Annotated in this window: 20 protein-coding genes and 2 tRNA genes; 7 read left to right on the top strand and 15 right to left on the bottom strand. The window is 42.4% G+C overall.

Going from position 1 to position 24,727, the window contains the following annotated elements:
* Positions 1–131: 131 nt before the first annotated feature.
* The 6 genes from V7K35_RS29215 to murA all read right to left on the bottom strand — a co-directional run bounded on the left by V7K35_RS29215 (position 132) and on the right by murA (position 5,412).
* Positions 132–407, bottom strand: a complete 276-nt coding sequence (locus V7K35_RS29215; RefSeq protein ID WP_335083933.1) for a hypothetical protein — start codon at positions 405–407, stop codon at positions 132–134.
* A gap of 32 nt (positions 408–439) precedes the next feature.
* Positions 440–523, bottom strand: a tRNA-Leu gene (locus V7K35_RS29210).
* A 101-nt stretch (positions 524–624) separates the two neighbouring features.
* Positions 625–1,767, bottom strand: a complete 1,143-nt coding sequence (locus V7K35_RS29205; protein ID WP_334793447.1) for an alpha-hydroxy acid oxidase — start codon at positions 1,765–1,767, stop codon at positions 625–627.
* Between the two features lie 121 nt (positions 1,768–1,888).
* Positions 1,889–2,809, bottom strand: a complete 921-nt coding sequence (locus V7K35_RS29200) for a hypothetical protein (RefSeq protein ID WP_335083931.1) — start codon at positions 2,807–2,809, stop codon at positions 1,889–1,891.
* Positions 2,810–2,986: 177 nt separating this feature from the next.
* Positions 2,987–3,865 carry a M48 family metallopeptidase gene (locus V7K35_RS29195; protein ID WP_335083929.1) on the bottom strand — a complete coding sequence of 293 codons (879 nt, stop codon included), beginning with the start codon at positions 3,863–3,865 and terminating at the stop codon, positions 2,987–2,989.
* 179 nt (positions 3,866–4,044) lie between these two features.
* On the bottom strand, positions 4,045–5,412 hold the full coding sequence (murA, locus tag V7K35_RS29190; RefSeq protein ID WP_334793458.1) for a UDP-N-acetylglucosamine 1-carboxyvinyltransferase: 1,368 nt from the start codon (positions 5,410–5,412) through the stop codon (positions 4,045–4,047).
* A 415-nt stretch (positions 5,413–5,827) separates the two neighbouring features.
* Here murA and V7K35_RS29185 point away from each other — a divergent pair.
* Both V7K35_RS29185 and V7K35_RS29180 read left to right on the top strand, forming a co-directional pair.
* A tRNA-Leu gene (locus V7K35_RS29185) sits at positions 5,828–5,908 on the top strand.
* Positions 5,909–6,013: 105 nt separating this feature from the next.
* Positions 6,014–6,796 carry a TrmH family RNA methyltransferase gene (locus V7K35_RS29180; RefSeq protein WP_335083927.1) on the top strand — a complete coding sequence of 261 codons (783 nt, stop codon included), beginning with the start codon at positions 6,014–6,016 and terminating at the stop codon, positions 6,794–6,796.
* A 20-nt stretch (positions 6,797–6,816) separates the two neighbouring features.
* On the opposite strand, the gene V7K35_RS29175 is transcribed toward V7K35_RS29180, so the two are convergent.
* Both V7K35_RS29175 and aroB read right to left on the bottom strand, forming a co-directional pair.
* The gene (locus V7K35_RS29175; RefSeq protein WP_335083925.1) at positions 6,817–7,065 is read right to left on the bottom strand and encodes a hypothetical protein; all 249 of its coding nucleotides are present in this window, start codon (positions 7,063–7,065) and stop codon (positions 6,817–6,819) included.
* A 1,385-nt stretch (positions 7,066–8,450) separates the two neighbouring features.
* Positions 8,451–9,563 carry a 3-dehydroquinate synthase gene (aroB, locus tag V7K35_RS29170; protein WP_335083923.1) on the bottom strand — a complete coding sequence of 371 codons (1,113 nt, stop codon included), beginning with the start codon at positions 9,561–9,563 and terminating at the stop codon, positions 8,451–8,453.
* A 168-nt stretch (positions 9,564–9,731) separates the two neighbouring features.
* Between aroB and petL the strand changes: the two genes are divergently transcribed.
* Positions 9,732–9,827, top strand: coding sequence for a cytochrome b6-f complex subunit PetL (gene petL / locus V7K35_RS29165; RefSeq protein ID WP_273765714.1), 96 nt, complete (start codon positions 9,732–9,734; stop codon positions 9,825–9,827).
* Positions 9,828–9,904: 77 nt separating this feature from the next.
* Here the strand turns inward: petL and bioB are convergent, their stop codons facing one another.
* Complete coding sequence (gene bioB, locus V7K35_RS29160; protein ID WP_335083943.1) at positions 9,905–10,912, bottom strand: biotin synthase BioB; 1,008 nt, start codon at positions 10,910–10,912, stop codon at positions 9,905–9,907.
* A gap of 97 nt (positions 10,913–11,009) precedes the next feature.
* On the opposite strand from bioB, the gene V7K35_RS29155 reads away from it, so the two are divergent.
* From V7K35_RS29155 to V7K35_RS29145, 3 genes are all read left to right on the top strand, one after another.
* On the top strand, positions 11,010–11,201 hold the full coding sequence (locus V7K35_RS29155; RefSeq protein ID WP_335083921.1) for a hypothetical protein: 192 nt from the start codon (positions 11,010–11,012) through the stop codon (positions 11,199–11,201).
* A gap of 100 nt (positions 11,202–11,301) precedes the next feature.
* Positions 11,302–11,877, top strand: a complete 576-nt coding sequence (locus V7K35_RS29150) for a GNAT family N-acetyltransferase (RefSeq protein ID WP_335083919.1) — start codon at positions 11,302–11,304, stop codon at positions 11,875–11,877.
* A 388-nt stretch (positions 11,878–12,265) separates the two neighbouring features.
* A complete protein-coding gene (locus V7K35_RS29145; RefSeq protein WP_335083917.1) occupies positions 12,266–12,721 on the top strand; it encodes a hypothetical protein in 456 nt (151 codons plus the stop codon).
* 24 nt (positions 12,722–12,745) lie between these two features.
* Here V7K35_RS29145 and V7K35_RS29140 read toward each other — a convergent pair whose 3' ends face one another.
* Positions 12,746–13,423: an SMI1/KNR4 family protein gene (locus tag V7K35_RS29140; protein ID WP_335083916.1), complete on the bottom strand. Its 678-nt coding sequence runs from the start codon at positions 13,421–13,423 to the stop codon at positions 12,746–12,748.
* A 123-nt stretch (positions 13,424–13,546) separates the two neighbouring features.
* Between V7K35_RS29140 and V7K35_RS29135 the strand changes: the two genes are divergently transcribed.
* Positions 13,547–15,004, top strand: a complete 1,458-nt coding sequence (locus tag V7K35_RS29135) for a protein adenylyltransferase SelO (protein WP_335083915.1) — start codon at positions 13,547–13,549, stop codon at positions 15,002–15,004.
* 70 nt (positions 15,005–15,074) lie between these two features.
* On the opposite strand, the gene V7K35_RS29130 is transcribed toward V7K35_RS29135, so the two are convergent.
* From V7K35_RS29130 to smc, 5 genes are all read right to left on the bottom strand, one after another.
* Complete coding sequence (locus tag V7K35_RS29130) at positions 15,075–16,799, bottom strand: ABC transporter ATP-binding protein (RefSeq protein ID WP_335083914.1); 1,725 nt, start codon at positions 16,797–16,799, stop codon at positions 15,075–15,077.
* Positions 16,800–16,958: 159 nt separating this feature from the next.
* Positions 16,959–18,074, bottom strand: a complete 1,116-nt coding sequence (locus V7K35_RS29125; protein ID WP_335083911.1) for a WD40 repeat domain-containing protein — start codon at positions 18,072–18,074, stop codon at positions 16,959–16,961.
* A 144-nt stretch (positions 18,075–18,218) separates the two neighbouring features.
* A complete protein-coding gene (locus V7K35_RS29120; protein ID WP_335083909.1) occupies positions 18,219–18,770 on the bottom strand; it encodes a ferric reductase-like transmembrane domain-containing protein in 552 nt (183 codons plus the stop codon).
* Positions 18,771–19,868: 1,098 nt separating this feature from the next.
* Positions 19,869–20,864, bottom strand: coding sequence for a PRC-barrel domain-containing protein (locus V7K35_RS29115; protein WP_334798419.1), 996 nt, complete (start codon positions 20,862–20,864; stop codon positions 19,869–19,871).
* A 58-nt stretch (positions 20,865–20,922) separates the two neighbouring features.
* Positions 20,923–24,585, bottom strand: a complete 3,663-nt coding sequence (gene smc / locus V7K35_RS29110; RefSeq protein ID WP_335083907.1) for a chromosome segregation protein SMC — start codon at positions 24,583–24,585, stop codon at positions 20,923–20,925.
* Positions 24,586–24,727: the final 142 nt, after the last annotated feature.

Raw genomic sequence — 24,727 nt, 5'->3', positions numbered from 1 at the left:
CTACATATACAAATTAGATGGCGAAGTGAAATACCAGACACTTAGTCTGATGATTTTGATCCGTAAGTATATGCTTAAGAGGTTTAATTCAAATTAATATATTTTAAAGAATGACTAATAATTTTTTCTTATTATTTTCCAAATCTATTACAAATTTGATTTATTCTATATACTGAAATATCGCTATAATTTATTTTTTTATCAAATAAAAGCTCAAAAAATAAGGGGAAGATAAGCTTATCTTCCCCTGCTACATTGTTTTTGTTATTGTCTGGTTTGTTACTTTCCTTGAGTTTTTGCCGTAACATTTGCCTTTGCTTTTTAAGTTGCCGCTTCCTTGCAGAACCGCCTCTACCTTTGTCATTCCTGCCTTCTTTACGGGGAGATTCCCATCTTTTCAGGCGCATTACTTTTAACCTCTCCAGTACTTATTTGCTAGTGGGCAGGAGGAGAATCGAACTCCTATGACCGCAAGGCCGCCACATTTTGAGTGTGGTGCGTCTACCAGTTTCGCCACCCGCCCGTTATATCCAATCTTAACTATTGTACTCTAATTAAGGAATTTTGTAACTAGTCTGAAAATTAATTCTGAAAGTTTTGCTAGAATAATGGCTTTTATAAGGCTTAAAGGCGTAGCAGGGTCAATAAACTAGGGTCAATATCCTCTAGTTTGGCACAGCCGCTAAGTGCCATTCCCACATTTAACTCTTCTTGTAGCAGTGAGATGACATGAGATACACCGACTTGTCCTGCTACTGCTAGTCCCCACAAAATAGGTCGTCCGATCAGTACCGCTTTTGCTCCTAATGCCAGAGCTTTGAGAATGTCTGTACCCCTACGAATGCCCCCATCCAACAATATTTCTACTTTACCATCGACTGCTGCTACTATTTCAGCTAGGGCATCTAAAGAAGCGATCGCACCATCGAGTTGTCTGCCACCATGATTGGAAACAACAATTGCTTTGGCTCCATATTCTACAGCCCGAACAGCATCATCTCCCCGTAAAATTCCTTTAATCACTAAAGGTAGTGGAGATAAAGACTGCAACCATTCCAAATCGTGCCAAGTGACTGCTGGGTTTAGCTGTTGGGCAAAATAGGTAAATAACCCAGATTCACCTTTTTCTTGGGAAATATCTAGCCCTGAGATGGTGGCGAGATTAGCCAGATGTAAGTCTGGGGGTAAGGCAAACTCGTTACGTCTATCTCTCTCCCGTTGTCCGAGAACAGGTGCATCTACAGTCAGACAAAGTGCTTTGTAGCCTGCTTTATAGGCTTTTTCTACTAAAGTACGAGTTAATCCCCGATCTTTATGGATGTAAAGCTGAAACCATCGCAGAGAATCGGGAAATTTATCACATGCAGTCGCCACTTCTTCAATGCTCTTTGTTGCCAGTGTACTTAACACCATGCCCACACCAGCTGATGCCGCAGCTAGAGCCGTGGCAACTTCTCCGTCTGGATGGGCTAGACATTGAAAAGCCATCGGTGCAATTAACAAAGGTAGTTGCAGGGGTTGTCCTAAAATGGAGGTAGTTAGATTGCGTAGGCGTAGTCCGTCGTAGACATCGCTAACATCGACTAATATCCTAGGTCGCAGCTTGACTCGCTCAAAGGCAGCACGATTATCCCGCAATGTTATTTCATCCCAAGCGCCACTGCTATAGTAATCAAGCGTCATTTGAGACAGATGCTCTTTTGCTAGCTTTTCATACTCAAAGAGATTTATTGGTTGAAAGCGATCGTCATTGGTTATAACTGTCATGGTAGCGACTGTGGCTTAAGCAATAGGATGTTTTTAATCCAATTGTCCGATTGAACAAGCTTAAAATTTTCATTGATTTCTCAGTAAAGGTGGAGAATCCAGTATCTCAGACTGAGTTCTTTTAAAGGAACCTATTTAATAATTCTTCTCTGGATAGTTGCAGTAATAAAGGAGTAAATTCCTCTGGAGATAATGCTAATAAAGCTTCAGTAATTACTCTTAATTCTGCATCTAAAGAACCAAAGCGAACTCGCAAAAAATTCTCTATAACATTACGACGTTCTGCTTGAATTCCTTCTTGAATTCCTTCTTGAATTCCTTCTTGAATTCCTTCTTGTTTGACTTCTGCTAATTTTTGCTCATAAATAGGTGATAAGCGCATAATTAAATCTCTATCCTCCTCGTCTATATTTTGATTGAATTCTAAGGTAATCTTTAAGTTCAATAATAAATCAATTGCTTTGGAACGTAAGGGATTATTTTGGGGAAGTGCTTCTAGTTCATCTATCGCTTGTTGCTGGACTCTTCCCTTACCTAAAATTCTCAACCATAGTGTTTCTTCTGTACACGGTAATTGGTGAATTACCACAATTGCTGTTCTCAAATAATCGCCTAAAAAATGTACTCCTATTCCCCAATTTTCTTCATCTAGGTTAGCTCTAAAACCATCCAATATAGATTCAGAAGCTGTGGGTGACAAAATCCACAAACGTGGTAATTCTGATTCTGCAAACCGATTTTTATCACCTTTAGCTTGGCGTTTTACTTCAGCAAAGATATCAAACAACTTATTCATGCAACTGCGAATCTCCGCAATTGTAGCCGCATTTCTAAATGGTTCAACTAATGCAGGTTCAGCCGCAAATTTTCCTAACAGCCCTAATTCTATTGTATTTTTTGTGGATTGGGGTGGAGGTACAAAATAAACATCAATCTCTCGGATTTGGGCTGGAACTTTCCGACTTGTTTCCACTTGTCCCAATTGTTGTAACAATTCTTTAAGATAGTCTTTGGCGAACTGGTCGTAAGGAAACCTGGTCATTAGGTGATTTTTGGGCTGTACAAGTATTTTACATCACAGTCCGATTGCCCATAGCTTATCTGAAAAAATTTAGGGAGTGCGATGTCTACGACGGGCTGCGCCAACGCATTAGCGAATCCCTGGAGTATTGTAAGCCAAAACACATCTAATTTACATAACCAAATTTCATTAGTAGCTCTACCAGTTTCGCCATCCGCCTTTGGGTGCAACTTCATTACTTGTAGACTTCAGTCCGTGACTTTGCAACAGAGTTTGATATTCTGTGCTGCTTGACCAACGGTCAATTTCTCGCGCCCGCAGGACTGGCACTGGATGAGTTAATTGGGCTGTACGGGCAGCTTTGACCATTTCACCTAATTCAGTCTTGCTAATGTCATCGTAAGCGCGGGCTTGGGCAACAAAGGCATCGAGATTCAGTTGTGGTGCTAAGGTGAGGGAACCACCCGCCAGCTTCATCAACACTGACATGACAACTTTGGGGTCTTGGGTTGCTAGTAATGCGGCGCGATCGCAAGTAAACTCAGCACAGCGTACCCATTCTAAAAGTTGTGCCTGTATCGCTTGAGCAACGAAGGTGCCGACATTGGGCACAATCGCCGCAGCTAATATTAATAAATTTACAGGAGTCAAATAAACGCTATGGTCACACTTTAGATGCCCTAATTCGTGGGCAATTACTGCCTGGATTTCCTCTGGTGTGAGGATATCAATCAGGGATGTGTGTAGCACCACAAAGGGCTGCTTACCCCGCACAGCAAAAGTATAGGCGTTGGGAGCCGGATGTTGCCGGACGTACAACTGGGGAGGCTCTATATCCAGGATTTTACAGGCGTCTAACAACAGCTTATATAAATCGGGCAGTTGCTTTTCACCCACTAGAACGCTGGAGGCAATATTTTCCACATAGAAAACCTGCTCTGCCATTGGCCCAAGCCAATTTCGCACCAACATATCTATGCCTGGTATTTGCTTAAGCGTTTTGGTAGCTTCCAGGTCTAATGGATGACGAAATGAGTCGGCTTTTAAACCAATTAGCGGGGTTTTAAAGAAGGACATAGTGCAGCAAGCTATAAAAAACACAACTCTGGAATCTGGCTGGATAAATAAACAGCCTCCCACAGTTAGTATAACGATTTAAATAGGGTGGGCAGGGGGAGTAGGGGGAGAAAATTTTACCTTGTCTCCCTCGTTTCCCTCATTCCCCTTGTTCCAACGTCAGTCTCAACCGATCAATTTCAACTTGACAGGCTACTGATGCTGGAAGCGATTTCTGCATCTGCTGATGTTTCGCCCACACGCAGGATTTTAGCTCCCAATTGCTGCAACTTCACATCAAGTCGATCATAGCCACGATCAAGGTGCTGTAATCCCTGAATTGTGGTTTGTCCTTCTGCCGCCAGTCCTGCGATGACTAGCGCTGCCGATGCTCGTAAGTCTGTGCCTAATACTGGTGCGCCAGACAATTTTGGTACTCCCCGAACGAAAGCAGCGTTGCCTTTGACACGAATATCTGCCCCCAAGCGATTCAACTCTGAGGCATGACGCAAGCGATTTTCAAAGACGGATTCGTTAATCACGCTGTCGCCTTCTGCCAATGCCAGCAAAGCCATGAACGGCGCTTGCATATCTGTGGGAAAACCTGGATGGTATTGAGTTTCAATATCCGTTGCCTTCAGGGTTTCCGCTGGCAGAACGCGTAAGTATTCAGGTTTTTCCTCAATTATTGTCACCCCAATATCCCGCAACTTGGCAATCACTGGTACAAGATGTTCTGGAGCCACCGGCGAAAGGGTAAGTTCTGAGCGCGTAATTGCTGCTGCCAACAAAAATGTCCCGGCCTCAATGCGATCGGGAATAATACTGTAGTCAACAGAATGTAACTTGGGGACTCCTTCAATAATAATTCTGCTAGTCCCTGCCCCTTTAATCTTGGCTCCCATTGCGTTACAGAAGTTAGCTAAATCAACTACTTCCGGTTCTCTGGCAGCATTTTCGATGATTGTTTCGCCCTCTGCCAGGGTAGCCGCCATCATCAAGTTTTCCGTCGCTCCGACGCTAGCGATGTCTAAATAAATCTTCGCACCTTTTAATCTCCGGTTGCTGCCAGGGACGTAGGCATTACAAATGCCATGCTCAATTTGTACCTCAGCTCCCATTGCTTGCAGTCCCCGGACATGCAAGTCAACCGGTCTTGCTCCAATAGCACAACCGCCTGGTAAGGGCATCTGTGCTACTCCCAATCTTGCCAGAATGGCTCCAATAGCGAAAAAACTCGCCCTCAATTGGGTAACTAGTTCGTAGGGAGCTTTTGATGTTTTAATTTCGCTGGCGTTGATGTCTAAAATATCACCTTGCCGTGTTAGGCGTACACCTAAAGCCGATAATACCTGAGCCATCCGCTCCACGTCCGCTAATAAGGGGACATTGCGGATGCGACAATCACCCGGACACAGTAAGGCTCCAGCCATGATTACCAGTGCTGAATTTTTTGCCCCGCTAATTTTCACATGACCTCGCAAAGGATGCCCACCCCAGATTTGCAAGACTGAGGAGTCTGCTTTTGGAGCAAATTTGGCATCTGGTAAGCTGCTAGAAGGATTAATAAGCCTACCTCCAAAAGTAATATGTATTTTATATGCTTGAAGTTGGTTTTGATTCTACAGTAAAGATTCAATTTGTCCACATTTTAGGACAACATCTTGGATGAAAAAATTGTTTTTTTGGTGAAAGATTAGGGCTGATAACAAGCAATAGCAAGCTTTTTGAGCTTTTGAAAAATTTAATAAAAAAGAACTAATAATTAGTAAGCTTAAGCAAAATTAAATACTCAGTAAAATAACTTAAGTGTTCTCTAAAAATTAATGCTGTACTGCTCAGTTAATATTTTTATCCCAACCTATCCCCTGAAAAACTCGTTTCCAGGTTGAGATTTTGATTTTTAAGAAAGTGTGATGTTTTCACTTGACAAAGGTAAAAAAATACGCAATAGTAAGAAATTGTCAATAAAGATAATTGCCAGCGGAACTGGCGGAATGGCAGACGCGCTAGATTCAGGTTCTAGTGCCGCAAGGCTTCCGGGTTCAAGTCCCGGGTTCCGCATATTAATTTTGGATTTTAGATTGCCGATAGCGCAGCGTTAGAGAGTCTACGAGCGTCTTTTAGATTAATCAAAAATCCAAAATCTAAAATCCAAAATTCAAAATCGTGTTGACCAGTTTACAAAATTCCCTAGTCAAGCAAATTCGCAAACTCCACTCCACCAAAGAGCGGCACAAGCAACAGTTATTTTTACTAGAAGGGACGCACCTGTTAGAGGAAGCTTGCGCGGTTAATTACCCGCTAGAAACAGTATGTTGTACTTCAGATTGGCAAGCAGCCCACTCCTCACTGTGGTCACAAGCTTGTAGTAAAAGCGATCGCACCGAAATTGTGAGCGAGGAAGTATTAAATGCGATCGCTACTACAGTCCAACCGGATGGTGTGGTGGCAACGGCAAAACGAAGCCAACGCCAAACTCAACTACCATTGACTGGTTTAGTGCTAGCTTTAGAAACGGTGCAAGATCCGGGAAATCTGGGTACGATGATCCGCACTGCTGCTGCCGCTGGAGCATCTGGGTTGTGGATAAGTGGAGATAGTGTAGATTTAGATAGCCCCAAAGTTCTCCGGGCTTCAGCAGGGCAATGGTTTCGCCTAGAAACGGCGGTAACAGAAGATTTAAAAGCGACAGTCCAACAAAGTCAGCAGGCAGGAATGCAGGTAGTGGCAACCTTACCCAGTGCGACTTTAACTTATTGGGAGGTAGACTGGCGAAAACCCAGTCTAATTTTACTAGGAAATGAAGGTGCTGGATTGTCAGCAGATTTGGCAGCGATCGCAGACAAGCAAGTAAAAATTCCTCTGAGTCCTGGGGTGGAATCATTGAATGTGGCGATCGCAGCCGCTTTAATGTTGTACGAAGCTCGGCGGCAAATGATTTGTCAGTAATGAATTTTAACTTTTTACCCCTATTTTGTTTTTGTTATTTCTTCGAGATATTGTTCAATATCAGCAACTGCGTCCTCAAGAGCCGCTAAATCAATATTTATCAAGTCTTGAGCTTCGACTTCACTGAGACTACTAGTATCCAGTTGCGGCAGTTGTGGGATTTCTTCTTCCTCAGTTGAACTTTCTTGTAAAATATCCTCGAACTGATCGAGGGATTGTTGAAACACTTGATCAGCGGCGCGGCGCTGTTGTGGCTGAATTGGCTCCATAATATTGACTTGAAAATCCTGATTTATTGACCTAATTTTGATTGCACTTCCTACAGATTTAAGTTTTACACTTATAACATCATAATTGTATGCTGTATCAACTTTAGCAGTGGTTATCAAGAATATCGATACTTGGCTTTGGTCACTTTTGCCAAGCCGTTTGCAATTGTTGGGACTTGTATTTTTGCAAAGATTATGATGGTACTTACGCAAAAACTCTTTAAAACTCTAGGACTAGCCCTTTCAAGGTGACTCGTAAAATCTCTTATTTTTTCTCAGCGCTCTCTGTGACTCTGCGGTTTAAAAGTAATTTATTTAACTACAGAGGCACAGAAAACACAGAGGTAAGAAGTTAAAAAGAGGTTTTTCGACTAACATTTTTACCCACCTTGAAAGGGCTACTGTACAAATTAACCATAATGTGGATAATGGTATTTGGTCGTTTCAGACGCTTCGCAGAAAAAAGATTTATTCGCATATTTGCGTAGGCATAGCCCGTCGTAGACATCGCTCAGTATTAAACGTGGCTGAAATACCCGAATTGCGTGTAGTACTTATGTCCAATGCGTAAGTTTTATTATTGTTAGGACTTACGCAAAAATTACCAAAAAGCTTAATTTATCGAACCGCCAAGACGCCAAGAGCGCCGAGAATTCGTAGAGTGTGCGTAAGTCCTAATTGTCTCTATTTTCAAGTCTAAAGAAATCGCAAGTGAAAGTGAAACAGACTCACTATTTACGTAGTTTGGGATTTGAAAAACACTAAATTTTATCCTTGATTAACACAACATTAAGAATTCTCTCAAAATCACCAAATTTGGGAGTGTAAACACTTACGTATGGGAAAATCAAGTTAAGCATCAACAAATGTGTTTTTGTAAATTTTTGTTTTCTAGATCAGTAATGCATTGAGACATGTGCATTAGCAATTGCTGCACGGATTAATTTAAATCTCTGTTGGTTAATTTTTGGGAATCAGCAAATCAAGACTGATATCCCCAAGGATGAACTTTTTTACTCAATGCATCAAGCCTGCATTGAGTCAGTACAAGTTTCATAAAAATTGGAGGTTATAAAATGGCAATTCGGAATAATTTAGTCGCCAATTTCTGGCAAAGAGTACAAAAAGATTCAGTTAGTTGGGGATCGTTAGCCCTTTGGATCAGTGCATTAGTTGTTCTATTAGTAATGCTTACAATGTTTTCTAACGCTTAATTTCAGCAAGGTTATTCTAGTTCCTGGGTAGCAGCCTGGGAACTAAAATAGGGTAGGCTTTCATCCCTATAAAACTCAAATTCTGAACTGTAAACTTCGAGTAATATCAAGTCTGGCTAAAGACTTATCATTTAGACCGCAGTCTGACTCCTGAATTCTTCTTCAAATTGTTCACATTCCCCGCAACACTTGCCGAATAATATCCGATGGCACTTCATCGGTAACTGTCACTACACCAATCTCTGTTGGTAAAACAAACCGCACTTTCCCGGCTTTGACTTTTTTATCTAACTGCAACGCTTGAATAATTTCTTCAATATCTACCCCAGTTGGTAACTGAGTCGGTAAACCAGTTTTTTGAATTAAAGCATTTTGACGTTCAGTGTCAACATTTTGCCACATTCCCAATTCCACAGCAATTTGACCGGCTGCTACCATGCCAATGGCTACCGCTTCACCGTGATTCACTAGCCGATAACCAGTCAAGCTTTCCACTGCATGACCGATGGTATGTCCGTAGTTGAGAATTGCCCGTAATCCCCCTTCTTTTTCATCTTTGCTAACAACGTCGGCTTTAGCTTGACAAGAGTGCGTTAATATGTAATTTATTAATTCAGGTTTTACATAGCGGAGTTGGTCGAGGCGTTTACTTGCTTCCAACTGGGCAAATAATTCGGCATCCCAAATCACACCGTACTTAATAACTTCTGCCATCCCGGCCCGAAACTCGCGCATAGGAAGAGTTTTTAACACATCTGGCTCAATTAATACTAGACGTGGTTGATGGAATGCCCCAATCAAGTTTTTGCCGTGGGGATGATTCACGCCAGTTTTGCCACCAATTGCCGAATCTACCATCGCCAAGAGAGTGGTAGGCACTTGGACAACATTAATGCCGCGCAGCCAAGTTGCGGCAGCAAAGCCAGTCATATCGCCAATTACACCTCCGCCCAAAGCTACCATCGTAGAAGAACGTTCTAGGCGGTTTTCCAAAGCGATATCGTAAAGTTTTTGGATGGAATTGAGGGTTTTATAGCGTTCCCCAGGTGGTAGGGTGCAGCTAGCAACTTCAAATCCAGCAGATGTGAGGGATGCGATGGCTCTTTCCCCATAATGTTTTAAAATCGTCGGATTAGAAACTAGCAATACCTTCTTGCCTAGCTTGAGACTGGCCATCTGTTGACCTAGTTGATCTAAACTCGAAGGTGCGTTAGCGTAGCTTACCGCAGGTATCGCAATCTCATAAGACTGCTCTGGTAAATTCACATTAATTACAGAAGTCATTGCCCAACCCCAAACAAGCGCCCGTGGGCTGTATTGTATCGCAATCTGGAAGTGAGAAGTGGGGAGATGAGGGGGACAATGGAGACAAGGGGAATAACCCATGCCCAATGCCCAATGCCCAACAACTAATGATTCAATAGATTTAGGAAGTATTGTGGAGAAAAATAAATGTTTGCAATTGCAGCTTACATCGGCTTTTTAGCTTTGTTCTTTGGTTTGGCTCTTGCTCTGTTCTTCGGTCTGCGGACTGCCAAAATAATTTAACTAAGACTCTTGTGGGGTAAGCATCTTGCCTGCCCTAAGTCAGGTACAGGTGAGACACCCATCCCACAAGAAGATATTTATCCCACAACAGCCGGACTTGCTACCTTTTCCTGTCTTTGAGAAGGTGGGCGCATTCCCAAACCAAGTAAATTCAGCATTTCTCGGTCAGTATCGTAATCTGGACAGGGAGTTGTCACCGTTAACATCTTGTTATCATCGCTAGAAAAGATAGAATTGGCTCCTGCCATAAAGCAGAAAGCTTGTTCAACTTGAGAAAGCCTAGCCCTACCAGCACTAAGACGCACATCGGAAGCTGGCATTAAAATCCTGGCTGTGGCAATCATTCGCACAATATCCCAAATGGGGACATCAGGCTGATTTTCTAAGGGTGTCCCTGGTACTTGTGAGAGAATATTAATTGGCACAGACTCTGGATGCGGATGTAAGTTTGCCAAAGTTTGTAACATCCCAACCCGGTCATCAACAGTTTCGCCTAAACCCAGGATACCGCCGGAACATACAGTAACATTTGTCTGACGGACATTTTCAATTGTGTTCAAGCGATCGCTATATGTCCTCGTGGTAATAATTGTGCTGTAATATTCCTGCGAGGTATCTAAATTATGGTTGTAGGCGTAAAGTCCGGCTTCTTCCAATTTCCTAGCCTGATTTGCTGTCAACATACCCAGAGTGCAGCACACTTCTAAACCCATTGCGGTTACATCCTTGACCATTTCCAGGACTTCCTCAAATTGTGAGTTATCCCGCACTTCCCGCCAAGCAGCACCCATACAAATGCGACTAACACCAGTTTCTTTAGCTTTCTGGGCGATGTTAACTACCGTTTCCTTTTCTAGGAGTGCTTGCGCCTTTACCTCTGTTTTATAGCGGGAAGATTGAGCACAGTAACTACAATCTTCTGGACAACCTCCGGTTTTAATCGATATGAGTTTACAAACTTGTATTTTTGTTGGGTCATGATATTGGCGATGCACGCTAGCAGCTTGATAAATAAGCTCTAGCAATGGCGTGTTGTATATCGCCCGAATCTCTAATTCCTGCCAATCGTAGCGTATTCCCACCACATCACTATCCTTCTTGTAAACTGGGTTAAATTTTGAGCTATCCTTTGGTAGAATCTCCTGCGGTACAGCGTTTGGGCAAAGCGATTTTATCGAAGTTATGCCGCGCACTATGCTTTATCACCCATTGGCTCTCAGTCCTTCCGCTCTAGATATTAGACATCAGCTTATCAAGATTTTGGTTGAATGGCAGATTACCAGCAAAAATACTCACCTGCAAGTAAAGCAAAAGGATGGCGTTTTTGGCAAAAGACCTATACTTACACCACTGCTCATCCCATTTGGTACATAATAATACAGCTAATCTCACTGTTGTTAAACCGCAGGTATGAGAGAATTTACAAAATTAGCGAGAATGTTTCTGGAAAGAGATCCCGTCGATTAAGTAGTTTATGATATCAGAACTGCCATTAATTACAAGCGATCGCCTGTTCTTACGAGCGGCTATCCATGAAGATATACCCCTAATTCTCAAATACTTTATTCATAATAAAACTTATCTGACTCCATTTTACCCTCTTTGGGCTGATGGTTTTTTCACTGAAGAATATTGGCAATATCAGATAGAGAATAGTTTTCTGGAATTTATTAATGGTCAATCGTTAAAGCTATTTATTTTTACCAAAAAAAATCCCACTATAATTATCGGAACTATCAATTTTAGTAATTTTATCAGAGGAGCCGCTCATTTTTGCTATGTGGGATATAGCCTTGCTGAAAGTAAACAAGGTAAAGGATACATGACAGAAGGGCTAAAAGCCGCAACTGAATATTTATTTCAAGAGTTAAATTTTCACCGAGTCATGGCTAATTATATGCCTCACAATCGGCGTAGTGGCAATGTACTTAAAAGACTAGGCTTTGTCATTGAAGGATATGCTAAAGACTATTTGTTAATTAATGGGCAATGGGAAGATCATATTCTCACAAGTCTGACAAACACTAACTGGCAAACACCTAAATTTTAACCAGCTATTTTTCTAAACAAATAAGTAGCTAGGTGTAAATAAATTAAAGTTTCTAGTGAGTTAGCCGAGTCTTCTCCTTGGCGATTGAATTTTATTAACCGACATCCTGATAATTTTGGTTATTTAGTCTGTTTTAATTAGCTCAACTTACTGAAAGATAAAACACTAAGAAGTGGATTTGGGTATTATGTTTATTTATATACAGTTAATTAACAAATTCGAGACATCATTTGGCAATATTTATAATTTCATCGTAAATCCATAATAAATACACAACAACTCCACAAGCGAATGCAATAGTAATGTTTGTTCACTCTCCGGCTCAATCACCAAGGTTAGTTTTAGCCGATGTGTCCAATTTTATTAAATAATTGAGGAGTTTTTCAAAGTGTCCATTAATTCTATAAAGCGCTTATCTGTCTTTTCTACTATCTTCGCCTTTGCTACAATCTTACATGCAGTTGTCTTAGCAGCACCAGTTCCAAGTTCCGTCCCTACACCAGCTTTAACAACTCAGACTAGTCCTGCATCACACCAGCGAATCAAACTCACAAACCAACAGCGCCAGCAAATCCAAGTAGCTCGCCAGCAAAGAGATAAGGATATTGAGGCTTTATTAAACCCGTCCCAAACTACTAAATTTAAAGCAGCATTGCAATCCCGTCAGAGAGTCAGAACAGTGTTAACATCTTTGAATCTGAATCAAGATCAACAGAAACAAGTTCAATCAGTTTTGCAAACTTATAACCTGCAAGTAAAACAAATTCTATCTTCACAGCCATCACAACCAACATCAAACTCAGTAGGAGCTACTCCATCAACACCACAACCAATTAAAAAGTAAAAAATCAGTTTTATTTAATTAAAGTTAAGTTTCGGAAGACTGGCGGATTTGATCCAAACTTCGGTTGAGCCAGTCTTCATACCAATCAAAAAAACTCAAAGGCTTATCTTCATCGCTATTTGAATGATTTTCATCAGGGTCAGCGTTATGGAAAGCATGACAAAAACTCAAAGAAGCAGCATATATTCCATTATCATTAGTCCGGTCATCTATCCATATTTTTCCTGACTGCTCCCCGGTAATAACTAACATCCCATAAATTCCACAACCATAATTTGTAATGGGAAGAGTGCCCTGGATGAATTTATCATCGAAGTAGGCATCATTGTTAATAATCAAACCTGTATTATTCTTGACAATCATATCCAAATCATTCCATGCTTCTGTAAAAGGAAATGGTTTAGAGAGAATTTCGTAGTTCTCGTGGTATAGTTTTTCTAGGATGACATCTTCATATTCAATTCCCGACAGTCCCGATAAGCCGTATCCTGGCCCCGCACCACCATTACCAACTTCTAAGAGAAAGTTTCGATATTCACTTGGTAGCGTAATATTGTATCTGGATTCAAACACTTGAATATCTTTATTAATCAAGCGAGGTTTAAATTGATATTGGTGTGATTGTGAGCCAAAAACCTCAAATGTAGCGTCTAAAATAGCTAATTGAGTCAACTTTTTTTTGAATTGTAAAACTTTATCCATTATGCGCTCCAGATTTTGATGGTGGCGCTGCCATATTTTAGATATGGGTCGCTTTTTGCGTCTATGCTGATGTTTGAAGCCAGAGGTAGTATTAAGGGAAGAATGAATTAAGCTTTGCTCGTAATGACTCTGGCTGAAACTCCAAACTACAAGAATTCTAACAATCCTTTTCTCTCCCTCAACTACGAAAGCGCCTTGGAATCTCTAGGCGATGACTACTATGATGAGGTTGCAGCAGCGGAATTTCCACAACACCTCCTGCGTTGGCGTAACGATGCACTACTGCCCCGTTTAGGTTTAGACCCCCAACTAGTCAAAGACGAAGATTTTATCACAGCCTTTGGAAAATTTCAGGGGCGTAAACCCTTGTTGGCACTGCGTTACCACGGCTATCAATTTGGTGAATATAACGGACAGTTGGGTGATGGTAGAGGCTTTCTCTACGGGCAAGTACGAGCCAATGATGGGGAATTGTACGATTTTGGTACGAAAGGTTCTGGGAGAACGCCTTACTCCCGTGGTGGCGATGGTATGCTCACGCTCAAAGGTGGGATGCGGGAAGTTCTGGCTGCGGAAGCACTGCATTACTTGGGTGTACGTACCTCGCGCTGTCTAAGCATGATTGAAACAGGTTTACCACTCTGGCGAGGCGATGAACCTTCGCCTACCCGTTCAGCTGTGATGGTCAGAATGAGCAGTTCTCATATTCGGTTTGGCACTTTTGAGCGACTGCACTATTTCCAGCGTCCAGATTTAACTAAGAAGCTGTTAGACCACGTAATTGAGCAGTATTATCCTCACTTAAGTGCTGAACAAGATAAATATGCCTTGTTTTACGCCGAATTAGTGAAACGAGTTGCAGAATTAGCAGCGCAGTGGATGGCTGCTGGCTTTTGTCATGCAGTCCTGAATACTGACAATATGTCAATTACCGGAGAAAGTTTTGATTATGGCCCTTACGCGTTTATCCCTAGTTATAATCCCTACTTTATAGCTGCATACTTTGACTATTCTGGACGCTACTGTTACGGTAATCAACCAAGTATTTGCCAGCTGAATCTGCAAATGCTCCAAGAACCTTTAAAGGCGATTATTGATAAAGGTGAAATGGAAGCTGGATTAGTTAAGTTTGGCGAATATTATGAAGCTGAGTACAGTTCTTTGATGTTGAAAAAGTTGGGATTTGAGGATTTGCTACATTCAGGAAATGAGGAACTCTTGAATCTAACGATTGAATTCTTGAAAGAGAGCCAAGTTGGTTATCACCAATTCTTTTATGAGATGGCTCGTACTTTTTCATCTAAATGGCGAGATGAACCAGGTTTTGTGATGAACAGTTCAGATATTATACCAGTACCGGGTGCGTCAGGAATTTTTGATGATTGGTGCATACTATATCATCAAATTTTGAATGATTTGGAGTACGATCGCATCGATGTAATTGCTCAAACTCTAGCTGTTCATAATCCGCAAACGGTATTATTAAGACCTGTGATTGAATCTATTTGGGAATCAATTGCTCAGGAAGATAATTGGCAACCTTTTTATGAGTTAATCAAGGTAATTCAGTCTAGGAAATAGACATATAAAGAAGCAAGGGGACTGGGGTACAAAACAAAGAATTTGTTTCTCCCCCTACCTCTTCTTCTGGCTAACTAAACTGCTGGGCATAGGACCGCGCATAGCGACGTTCTAAGGCTAATAATTCTTCATGGGTTCCCGATTCGACAATTTGTCCCTGTTCAAGAACTAAAATACGATCGCACCTTCTCACGGTCGATAAACGGTGAGCAATAATAAACACTGTGCGGTTTTGCATCAATCTTTCCAGTGCTTCCTGTACCAGTCCTTCTGACTCAGAATCTAATGCTGATGTCGCCTCATCGAGAATCAAAATTTGGGGATTGAGCAGAACAGCACGAGCGATCGCAATTCTTTGTCTTTGTCCACCAGATAAGTTTACCCCACGTTCACCCACCCAAGTTTGATAACCTTCTGGCAGTTTGCTAATAAACTGATGGGCATTAGCAATTTTCGCTGCCTCTGTAACTGCTTTCATTTCAAAAACATCTTGTCCAAAAGCGATATTTTGGGCAATTGTTCCTGAAAACATGATGGTTTCTTGAGGAACAATCCCAATTTGTCGCCGCAGACTATGCAGCTTCACATCCCGAATATCAACACCGTCAATCAATATTTGACCAACTTCGGGGTCATAAAAACGGGGAAGAAGATTCACAAATGTAGTTTTACCAGCACCAGAAGCACCCACAAGAGCGATCGCTTCCCCTGGCGATACGAATAAACTGATATCTTTTAATACGGGTTCACCTGGCTTATAAGCAAAAGAAATATGACGATATTCTACTTTGCCGTTGACTGGGGAAAGAGCGATCGCATTTATCTTTTCAATCACCGTCGGCTGAATCGCCATCAATTCAAAAACGCGGTCAACAGATGCTTCACCCTGCTTAAATTCGTTGTAGTTGTTAGTAGTATGACCAATGGGATCAATTAACAACGCCGCCGCCGCCAGATAACTGAAAAAATTCGCCACTGTCAAGTTATTTTGGGAAATTTGCCACGCTCCCACAATCAGTAACGATAACGCACTTAAGGCTTCCAGAAATCCCACAATCGGAATCTGAATCGCTTTTAGCTGTTCGGCTGAGTATTTGGCTTTGAGACTGCGTTCTGCTTCATGGCCAAAGCGGGCGATTTCGTAATTTTCGGCAGCAAAAGCCTGTACCAAACGAATACCGTTGAAAACTTCCGCGAGGATGGCTGATAAACCTGATACGCGATTTTGACTTTTTAAAGAATACTTGCGTAACCGTTCACCAAACCAGCCGACTAAAATACCCATCAGTGGCGCAATTAACACCGTCGCTAGTGTCAGTTGCCAATTCAAGTAAACCATGTAAATTGGAATTGCTAGCAACTGCAAAATACAAGGGATAAAGTCGTGAAATACTTTATTTACAACTTCGCCAACCCGGTCAACATCTTCGGTGAGGCGGTAAGATAAATCACCTGCTTTTGCTGTTTCAAAATAGCTGAGATTTAACTTTTGAAGATGGGCGTAGACTTGCTGGCGGAGATGAAAAGCAACTCTTAAAGCAGCTTTCGCCATGTACATATCTTGTATAGACTGAAACAAGCCTCTGACAAGAAAGACTAAGGCACAGCTGCCAGTTATTTGAGCGATCGCTACTACATTACCTTGTGCAAAGGGAATTGCCAATTTACCGGCGAGATTAATCAACACTAACGTCGCCAGTACGTATCCCAAGATGCCAATAAGTCCCTTGGTGATGGTTTGCCACTGGAGTCGGATATAAGGCAGAAGTTGCCAGTAATTAGAACGCGTTTTCAAGCTCGAAGGTCCACAACGATGTCTTTCCTTTGTTTGACGCTATCAGCTTTTAGGGAGTTTCTGAATAGTTAACTAATTAGTTCCAAAAAGTGACGTTGCCGAATCAGAATATATCGATGATTGTTTGTTAATCCCTAGAGGTGCAATGCATCTGCGTAGCTACAAATGCCATTTGTGAAGGCTTGATGTCACTGGGGTTAAATATCTTTGATTGTGTTTCATTTTTTCAAGTGTTTGAGTGTAAGCAGTACGATCGCGGGGTATAGACCAAAGTTTGATGGTTTCGTCACCACTGCCACTTACTAGGGTTTGCCCATTAGGACTAAAGGCAACAGACCATACAGACTTGGTATGTCCGGCAAAATTAGCAAGGAGTTTGCCAGTAGCTAGATGCCAGAGCTTGATTGTTGTGTCATAACTACTACTGGCTAAGGTCTGTCCATTAGGACTAAAGGCAACAGACCATACGGCTTGGGAATGCCCCGCTAGAGTGTGCAACAATTTGCCATCGCCCAGACGCCACAGTTTGATGGTTTTATCCCTACTGCCACTGGCAAGGGTTTCCCCATCAGGACTAAAGGCGACAGAACATACTTCTTGGGAATGCCCTGTGAAAGTCTGTATGAGTGTCGGAGTGCCAGTACTTAGCTGCCAAATTCTGATGGAGTTATCTCTACTGCCACTGGCTAACTTCTGGCTATCGGGGCTAAAAGCAACAGACTTTACCCAGCCCACATCCGGGAGCGTAAAGAGTTCTTTGCCTGTGTCCAGATTCCAGAGCTTAATAGTATTGTCAGCACTGCTACTAGCAAGCAATTTTCCATTGGCACTGATCGCAATTGCTTCTACATCGTCTTTATGCCCATTAAGGGTACGGATGAGAGTTCCTGTTTCCAGATTCCACAGTTTAATTCGATTATCCCAGCTGCCACTAGCGAGTATACGGTGATCAGGGCTAATCGCCAAGGATACAACTGCATCAGCATGACCTTTAAAAGTGTGGAGTAATTTGCCAGTGTGCAGATTCCAAATCTTGATCGTGCCATTATAGCTACCACTAGCTAAAGTATTACCATCAGGACTGATAGCGATCGCATAAATCCATGCTGAATGTCCTTTAAGGGTTTGATAAGGTTGAATGATTGGTAAGGAGATAACGCCAGGTGTAACCATCTCGAACGCTAATGGTAAACGATAAGAGCTAAACCCAACCAAGGTTGCTGTAGATGTAATTGCCAGTACTACTGTAATTTTCTTAACAATTGGGTTTGACACTACAGAGGGACTCTCCATTTACATAATTTTGGTGACAAATAGTCCAAGAAAACAGAAGCTAGAAGAAAAGAAAGCTTGTTTTAACTTTTTCAACTAATTAGTTACTTCCGCCATGTTGTACTAATGAAACTACTTAGTGTTTTTTTATCCTAAATCTGCTTTCGTTACTTTATTTGCAATTTTTTGTTGCTTACCCTGGTGTTCAATCCAAAGTCTGATGATAAATAAAATTGTGATTATGGTAGTAATAACAAGGCTAATCGGTGTTAAATACGTCCAGTGACCTGACATTTTATCCCAGATATGCCAAATCAAAAGAACCATAGCTATATAAGTGAGTTTATGTAATTGCTTCCAGTTCTTTTTCAGCTTTTTTACACTCCAATTATTAGAAGTTATAGACAGAAGTGTAAAAATCATGAAGGTGCTTATACCCTGGATATATATCCAAAATGTCTTGATGTCCAAAAAATCAAAGTTTCTCTTTTGAACCATTAGGAAACCATGACCTAAAGCCAAAAAGAAAGCAATAATACCGATGCTCCTGCGGTGTTTGAGCAGCCATTGGGGAATTCCAGTCTCTTTAGTTTGCGGAAAAACAATTCTTATAATTGTGGGAATTAATGTGAATATATAACTAGCTAATGATAAAAATCCCAAAATATTAGGTAGGGGTGATTCATCCATTGAAACCATGATTAATCTCTAAAAATAATATTGTTGGCTATAGTAGAAACTACAGGTATAGGCAGTGAAAAATAACCTCTGCTCATCCTAATCAAAATAGCGGATAAGCTAGGTATTTTAGACCGATATACCAAGATAACTTTGCTAGGTAATTGGAGCCAAAATGCTTATTTAGGAAGTAATTCAAGTCTGCTATACTAAGCAAAATTTGATTGGCAGACTACTAGTACAAGTCGGTGGAAGTTTGCATACCTTTAACAAGGGATTTGGCCCCTTACTTGGTTAATTGAGATGGTAGCTGGATTTTTGCCGACTTGTACTAGATATTTATCAAAAGGTAAAGCAGTGCAGTCTTAAGGGTTTCTTTCATGAGCAACTGTTGTTAGCGCAGCGGTAGCGAGTAATCGTACCCCTACGGGAATCTTGCTAGCAAAAGCGTCTCCATTAGGAGAAGGGCAGAAGCGAAGAGGATTTTAGCCCGTTAGTTTTCTTTACATAGCTATCTTTTTTTGTACTTTTCTACTTACTTAAATCTATAAATTAACCGCTTGATTACTTGATTACATCGTAGCATGACTACTTAGAGGTTAATAGTACCCTAGAGGGTACTCTCTGAAGCTGCGAATGCAGCATTAACAAAATAGTCCTGTCGCTTCTCTACGAGACGTGTGCGTAGCTTGCTTAAGAGTGGGGTATGTAGATTCGCTTTACTAGAAGCTCCCCTTAACCTGTGATAATCCCTCTAACTTTTCACGGTATCTGGAAAACCTCATACCAATTCTCTATGAAGATGCACTTAATTATTAAACGAACCGCCAAGTACGCCAAGTACGCCAAGACAGAAGGAGTAATCATTAAGTGCAAGCTCACGGAGAATTGGTATCACTTCTATTTCTCTCTTCCTTTAAGGAGAGAGACTTTGAATTTTCCCCCTTCCCGTGTCGGGAAGGGGGTTAGGTTTTTCGTGGGCTTTTCCACATAACGTGAAAAGTAAGCATAATCCCTGTGGTGGAGTACTAGTTTAGACGGTGCGTTTTGTTTTGCTTTTGTTCATAAAAAAAGCCCCCTCCTCGCTTGCGCGGGGAGGGGGTTGGAGATGGGGCTAGCCTAATATCCGCCTTCTTCTTCGTATTCTGGCTGTCTTTCCTTGACTTTCTTAGGAATATTCACGGGCTTTGGCGCATCTTCCCAAGCATCGCCCTCTACGTCGTCATAATCATCGTATTCGTCAACGTATGGCTTGCTATAGGGCTGGGCTTCATACTTTAGCGGTTGTGGTTGTTGATACCTGTCGTTGCCCGTTGCCTCACTCCAGTTATCTTCTTCCTCGTCTTCTTCGTATTGAATAGATTCATACTGGCGCGCCTTCATTACTTGACGCTGTGGCCTTTGCTCTTCCACATAGTCTTCTGTCCATTCCTCTTCCCGCGCTACGGGTTCAGGGGCACGAACTCTCTGCTTGGGTGGCTGTAATGGCACTCCACTGGGCAGTTGATTGGGTGCTGCAATTGTGCGTGGTGGAGTATAACCGTATTCTTCATCTGCATCCCTCTCCCACGGCGCTTTGCCAATACCCAGGCGCTCTAGCAAACCAGTTGTCAACTGGTTTACCCGTTCTTCGGCTCCCTCAAACACAATCAACCGATTAGGGCCAGTGCTGACAATTTCATCGACTGAGAACTCGTAAGTACTCAAAAATTGGTCGGGAATTTGGGGCAATCCTAAAGAAGCAATGACTATGGAGTTAAGCTTCCCGGTTTCGGCGTTGAACTTAAAGCCCCGAACTTTCCCTAATACTTCACCTGTTTCTGTAATTACTTCCCAGTTAATCAGATTACTGAGAGATTCAACTTCGATATCTTCAATTACATCTTCGTTATCAACCAGGATGACATCACCAATCTGGTTGATGTTGTTGAGGTACATGTAGCGCGGTATGCCCGAAATAGAGATCAGGCTGTCTCGCAAACCAAGAGCCACAACCTCTCGTTGATCAATATCAACCCAGACTTGACTGACGATGCCTAGCCGCTTACCGTTGTCGCGGGTAATCACCTGGGTATTTAATATGTCGGAACGCCTAATTATCTGTTCAGAGGTCATTCTATACCGAGTCCTGATCTCGAATCCGGTTTATCTATACACTATTATTAACAAAAATTCAAGCAGATGTATTGGATGATTGTAACTTAATCCCCAAAACTTGAGTGTAAGCTCCTCGTGCTTGAGTAACGCCGATTGTGCGTTCGGCTGATTCTATCATCGGACGACGCAAACTCACAACTATAAATTGCGCTTGTTGTGATTGTTGCTTAATCATTCTAGCTAATCGTTCTACGTTTGCCCCATCTAGGAACATATCCACTTCGTCAAAGGCGTAAAATGGCGATGGACGGTAGCGTTGCAGGGCAAAGATAAAGCTCAAGGCTGTGAGTGATTTTTCTCCCCCAGACATGGAAGCTAGGCGCTGTACGGGTTTCCCTTTGGGATGCGCGACTAAATTCAGCCCACTACTAAAGGGATCTTCAGGATTTTCGAGTTGCAGGAAGCCGTCGCCGTCTGAAAGGATAGCAAAAATCGATTGAAAGTTTTCGTTGACAGCATCAAAAGCTTCTTTAAAGGCAAGTTGCCGCAATGTGGTAAAGTTTTCGATCCGCAAAAGTAGTTCGGTGCGTTCTCCTTCTAATGTCTCTAATTTTTGCGTCAGTTCTTGGAGGCGGTTTTGGGTGCGTTCGTATTCTTCCAACGCCAGCATATTAACGGGTTCCATCGCTTGCAAGCGTTTGGTAAGCGATCGCAATTCTTTCTGCAATTCTTCCAAATCTACCTGATCTGGAACTTCTGCCAATGGATTTGGTAATTCTGCTCCCACATCCCGCAACTGGCTTTGCAGTGCAACTAATTCCTCCCGCCGTTTCTCTTGGGTTTCTTTGAGTTTTTCTATTTCCCATTGCAATTGTTGTTGGCGCAAAAGATGCGATCGCACTTCCTGTTCTGTAGCGTCGCGTTTTTGTTTCTCTTCTCCCAAATTCTGTTCCATTTGACTCAACGATAGACGGGTTTGGCTGATTTGGTCATCTATCGTTGTGATTTGTGTAGAGACGCGATGAATCGCGTCTCTAGATGAGATTTTTTGGGTTTCGTATTCGGTAATTCGTGTCTCTGCTTCTTGGCTTTTCTCTTGCAAACGCTGTTGCTGATTTTCCAAATTTTTTAATCTTTGTTCAGCTTCGCGTAATGCTGTCTCCCGTTGTTGCAATTGTTGCTCTTGAATTTTAATCGTTGCCTGGATTTGCTGCCATTCACTGGGAGTTTGAGATGCTTCCAACTCTGCTAAAGCGTGTCGCAATTGTTGCAATTGAGTTTCTTGTCCCGGTAATTCCCGCTCTAAAATTTCCAATCGGGATTGAGCAGTGGCTAGCTTTTGGCTGTTTTGTGCGAGTTGCGATCGCGTCCCCTCTAATTGCGCTATCAAACTCTTAATGTCTTTCTGCAACTGTTCCAATTGCAACTGCTGTTCGCGCCGCGCCTGACGCGCTTCGGTGAGTTCCTGGGTGAGTTTTTTGGTTCTGGTTGACAAAGTAGCGATCGCTTCAGTACAACGCTCTAAAACCCGCTCAATGTCCACCAAACGACTTTTTAAAGCGATCGCTTCATCAGATTCTGCTGCTTCACCCGTACCAAACCGTAACGCTGAACGCTGAGTATTGCTACCACCAGTCATTGCACCGCTAGTTTCCAACAATTCCCCATCTAAGGTGACGATGCGATATAGCCCTAAATTTTTCCGCGCCGCCTCCAGGTTGGCAAATACTACCGTGTTGCCGAGAACATAGCTGAATACATCTTTGTAACGGCGATCGCAATCGACTAAGTTAACAGCATAATTAACGAAACCGTTAGCAAAACGCAGCGTTGCATCTTGAGTAAATTTGGCAGCGTGAATTTTATTCAGCGGTAAAAAAGTCGCCCTCCCTGCACGTTTTTGTTTGAGCAATTCAATTCCTGCTGCGGCGATGCTGTCATCTTCCACCACAATATGTCCCAAACGTCCACCGCCGGCCATTTCCAAAGCTAGCTGATGGCGGGGTTCCACCTTTCCTAACTGCACAACTAAGCCACAAAGTCCAGGCATTCCCGATTGTAAAATGACTTTACTAGCTTGGGTTCCTTGGACTTCCTGCTGTGCTTGCGTTTGCGCTTCTATTTTATCCAACTGACGTTGTTTTTCTCGTTGTTCAAAAAGTAACCGCTTTTGAGTTTCCTGTTGGATTTGTAATTCTTGTTCTGTGGCTGAGAGATTTTCGGCTAAATTTTGGATGGGTTCGCTAGAGGCATTAAATTCTGTTTCAACTCGACTGCATTCAGCTTGTTTTTGGGCTAATTGGGGTTCGTCGCGTTCAATTAACAGGGTTTGTTCGGAAATTAGTTGCTGTAACTGATTATTGCGTTCCCTAAGTTGTGCTTGTTCCGTGCGTTGCGGTTCCAGAGTTTGCAGCAAAGTTTCAATTTGACGGTTGAATGCCGTTTGTTGCTGCACCCATGCTTCTGAAGCTGAGGCAATTTCTGCTGCTGCTTCGCGGGAAGTTTCTAAAGCTTGCTGCGCCTCATCTCTTTGCTGCTGTAGAGACGCGATAAATCGCGTCTCTACAACTTGTGTTTCGGCAATTTCTTCTAGGGAAAGACGGTATTTTTGAATCTCTTGCTGAGTTTGAGCCAGACGTTTGGCAGTTTCTTCAGAAGCTGTTTCTAATTCCGTTAGCTGACGCTGGAGTTGTTTTCGTTCTGCTTCTTGGGTGGCGAGGGTAGATTGTACCGCCAAAAGTTCATCTTCTCCCAATGCTTTCACATGGGCATTAAGTTGTTCAAGTTCAGCCGTTTTTTGGACGATTTCGGAATTTAGATTTGTGAGTTGGGTAGTGAGTTCACCAGAATTGCGATCGCCCGTTTGAATTTCGTTAACTAATTTTTTTTGTTGTGCTTGTAGCGATCGCCATGATAAAACAGCTTCCCAGGATTGTTTAGCCAAAAATTCCGTGCGGAGTTTTTGATATTTCTCAGCTTTAGCCCGATCTTGGGAAAGGCGATCACGCTGTGCAGTTAATTCCGTCTCAATAATCCGACAACTATCTTCTTTTTCCTTCACCTCATCTAAAGTTGATTTGGCTTGGATAATTTTGCGATCGAACGCCGCCACCCCAGCTAATTCATCAATAATTTCCCGCCGTTCCCGCGTATTCATCGAGATAATGCTGGTGACATCTCCTTGCAGCACAACGTTGTAGCCTTCAGGATAAACCCGCAGGTTACTTAGTTGCTCATGTAATTCCGTCAGCGTGCAAGCTACACCATTGATATAGTAATTCGACGTGTAACTTCCTTGGTGAGTAACCCGCAGCCTTCTAGTGACACTCCACTCTCCCAATTTTGGATTTTGGACTTCGGCTTTGCTCAGTCGAACGATTTTGGATTTTGGATTTTCTTCCTCAACTTCCTCAACTGTCTCTAAGTCTTCCTCATTTTGCGCTTTTGTTGCTTTGGGTAAGATATCCTCCCCCGACAAATCAAACGTCACAGTGACGCTAGCTTCAATAGAAGCGCGTCCTTTAGACGTTTGGGTGTTATTTACCAAATCTGGAAGGCGCTCGGCTCGCATTCCCTTAGAACTAGAGAGTCCCAGGCAAAATAGCAGGGCATCTAGAATATTAGATTTACCGGAACCATTTGGCCCAGATATGACAGTACACCCCGGTAGCAAAGGGACTGAGGTAGTGCCACCGAAGGATTTGAAGTTCGTAAGTTCCACCCGCTTGATGTGCACCATAGGCGCTGGTTCACTGGGCTAATGAAGAACAAGTGTATCAACTAATTAAAAATTCGCAAGAGGGTAGAGAGGAGAATTGGGGATCATTGTAGACACGTAGCGGTGAGCCAGCGCAGTCTTGAGAAGCCACCACTACGGCAAC

Source organism: Nostoc sp. (assembly GCF_036917275.1).
GTDB lineage: Bacteria > Cyanobacteriota > Cyanobacteriia > Cyanobacteriales > Nostocaceae > Nostoc.
The sequence above is the reverse complement of the archived record's forward strand: the minus strand, read 5'-3'. Positions and strand labels throughout refer to the sequence as shown.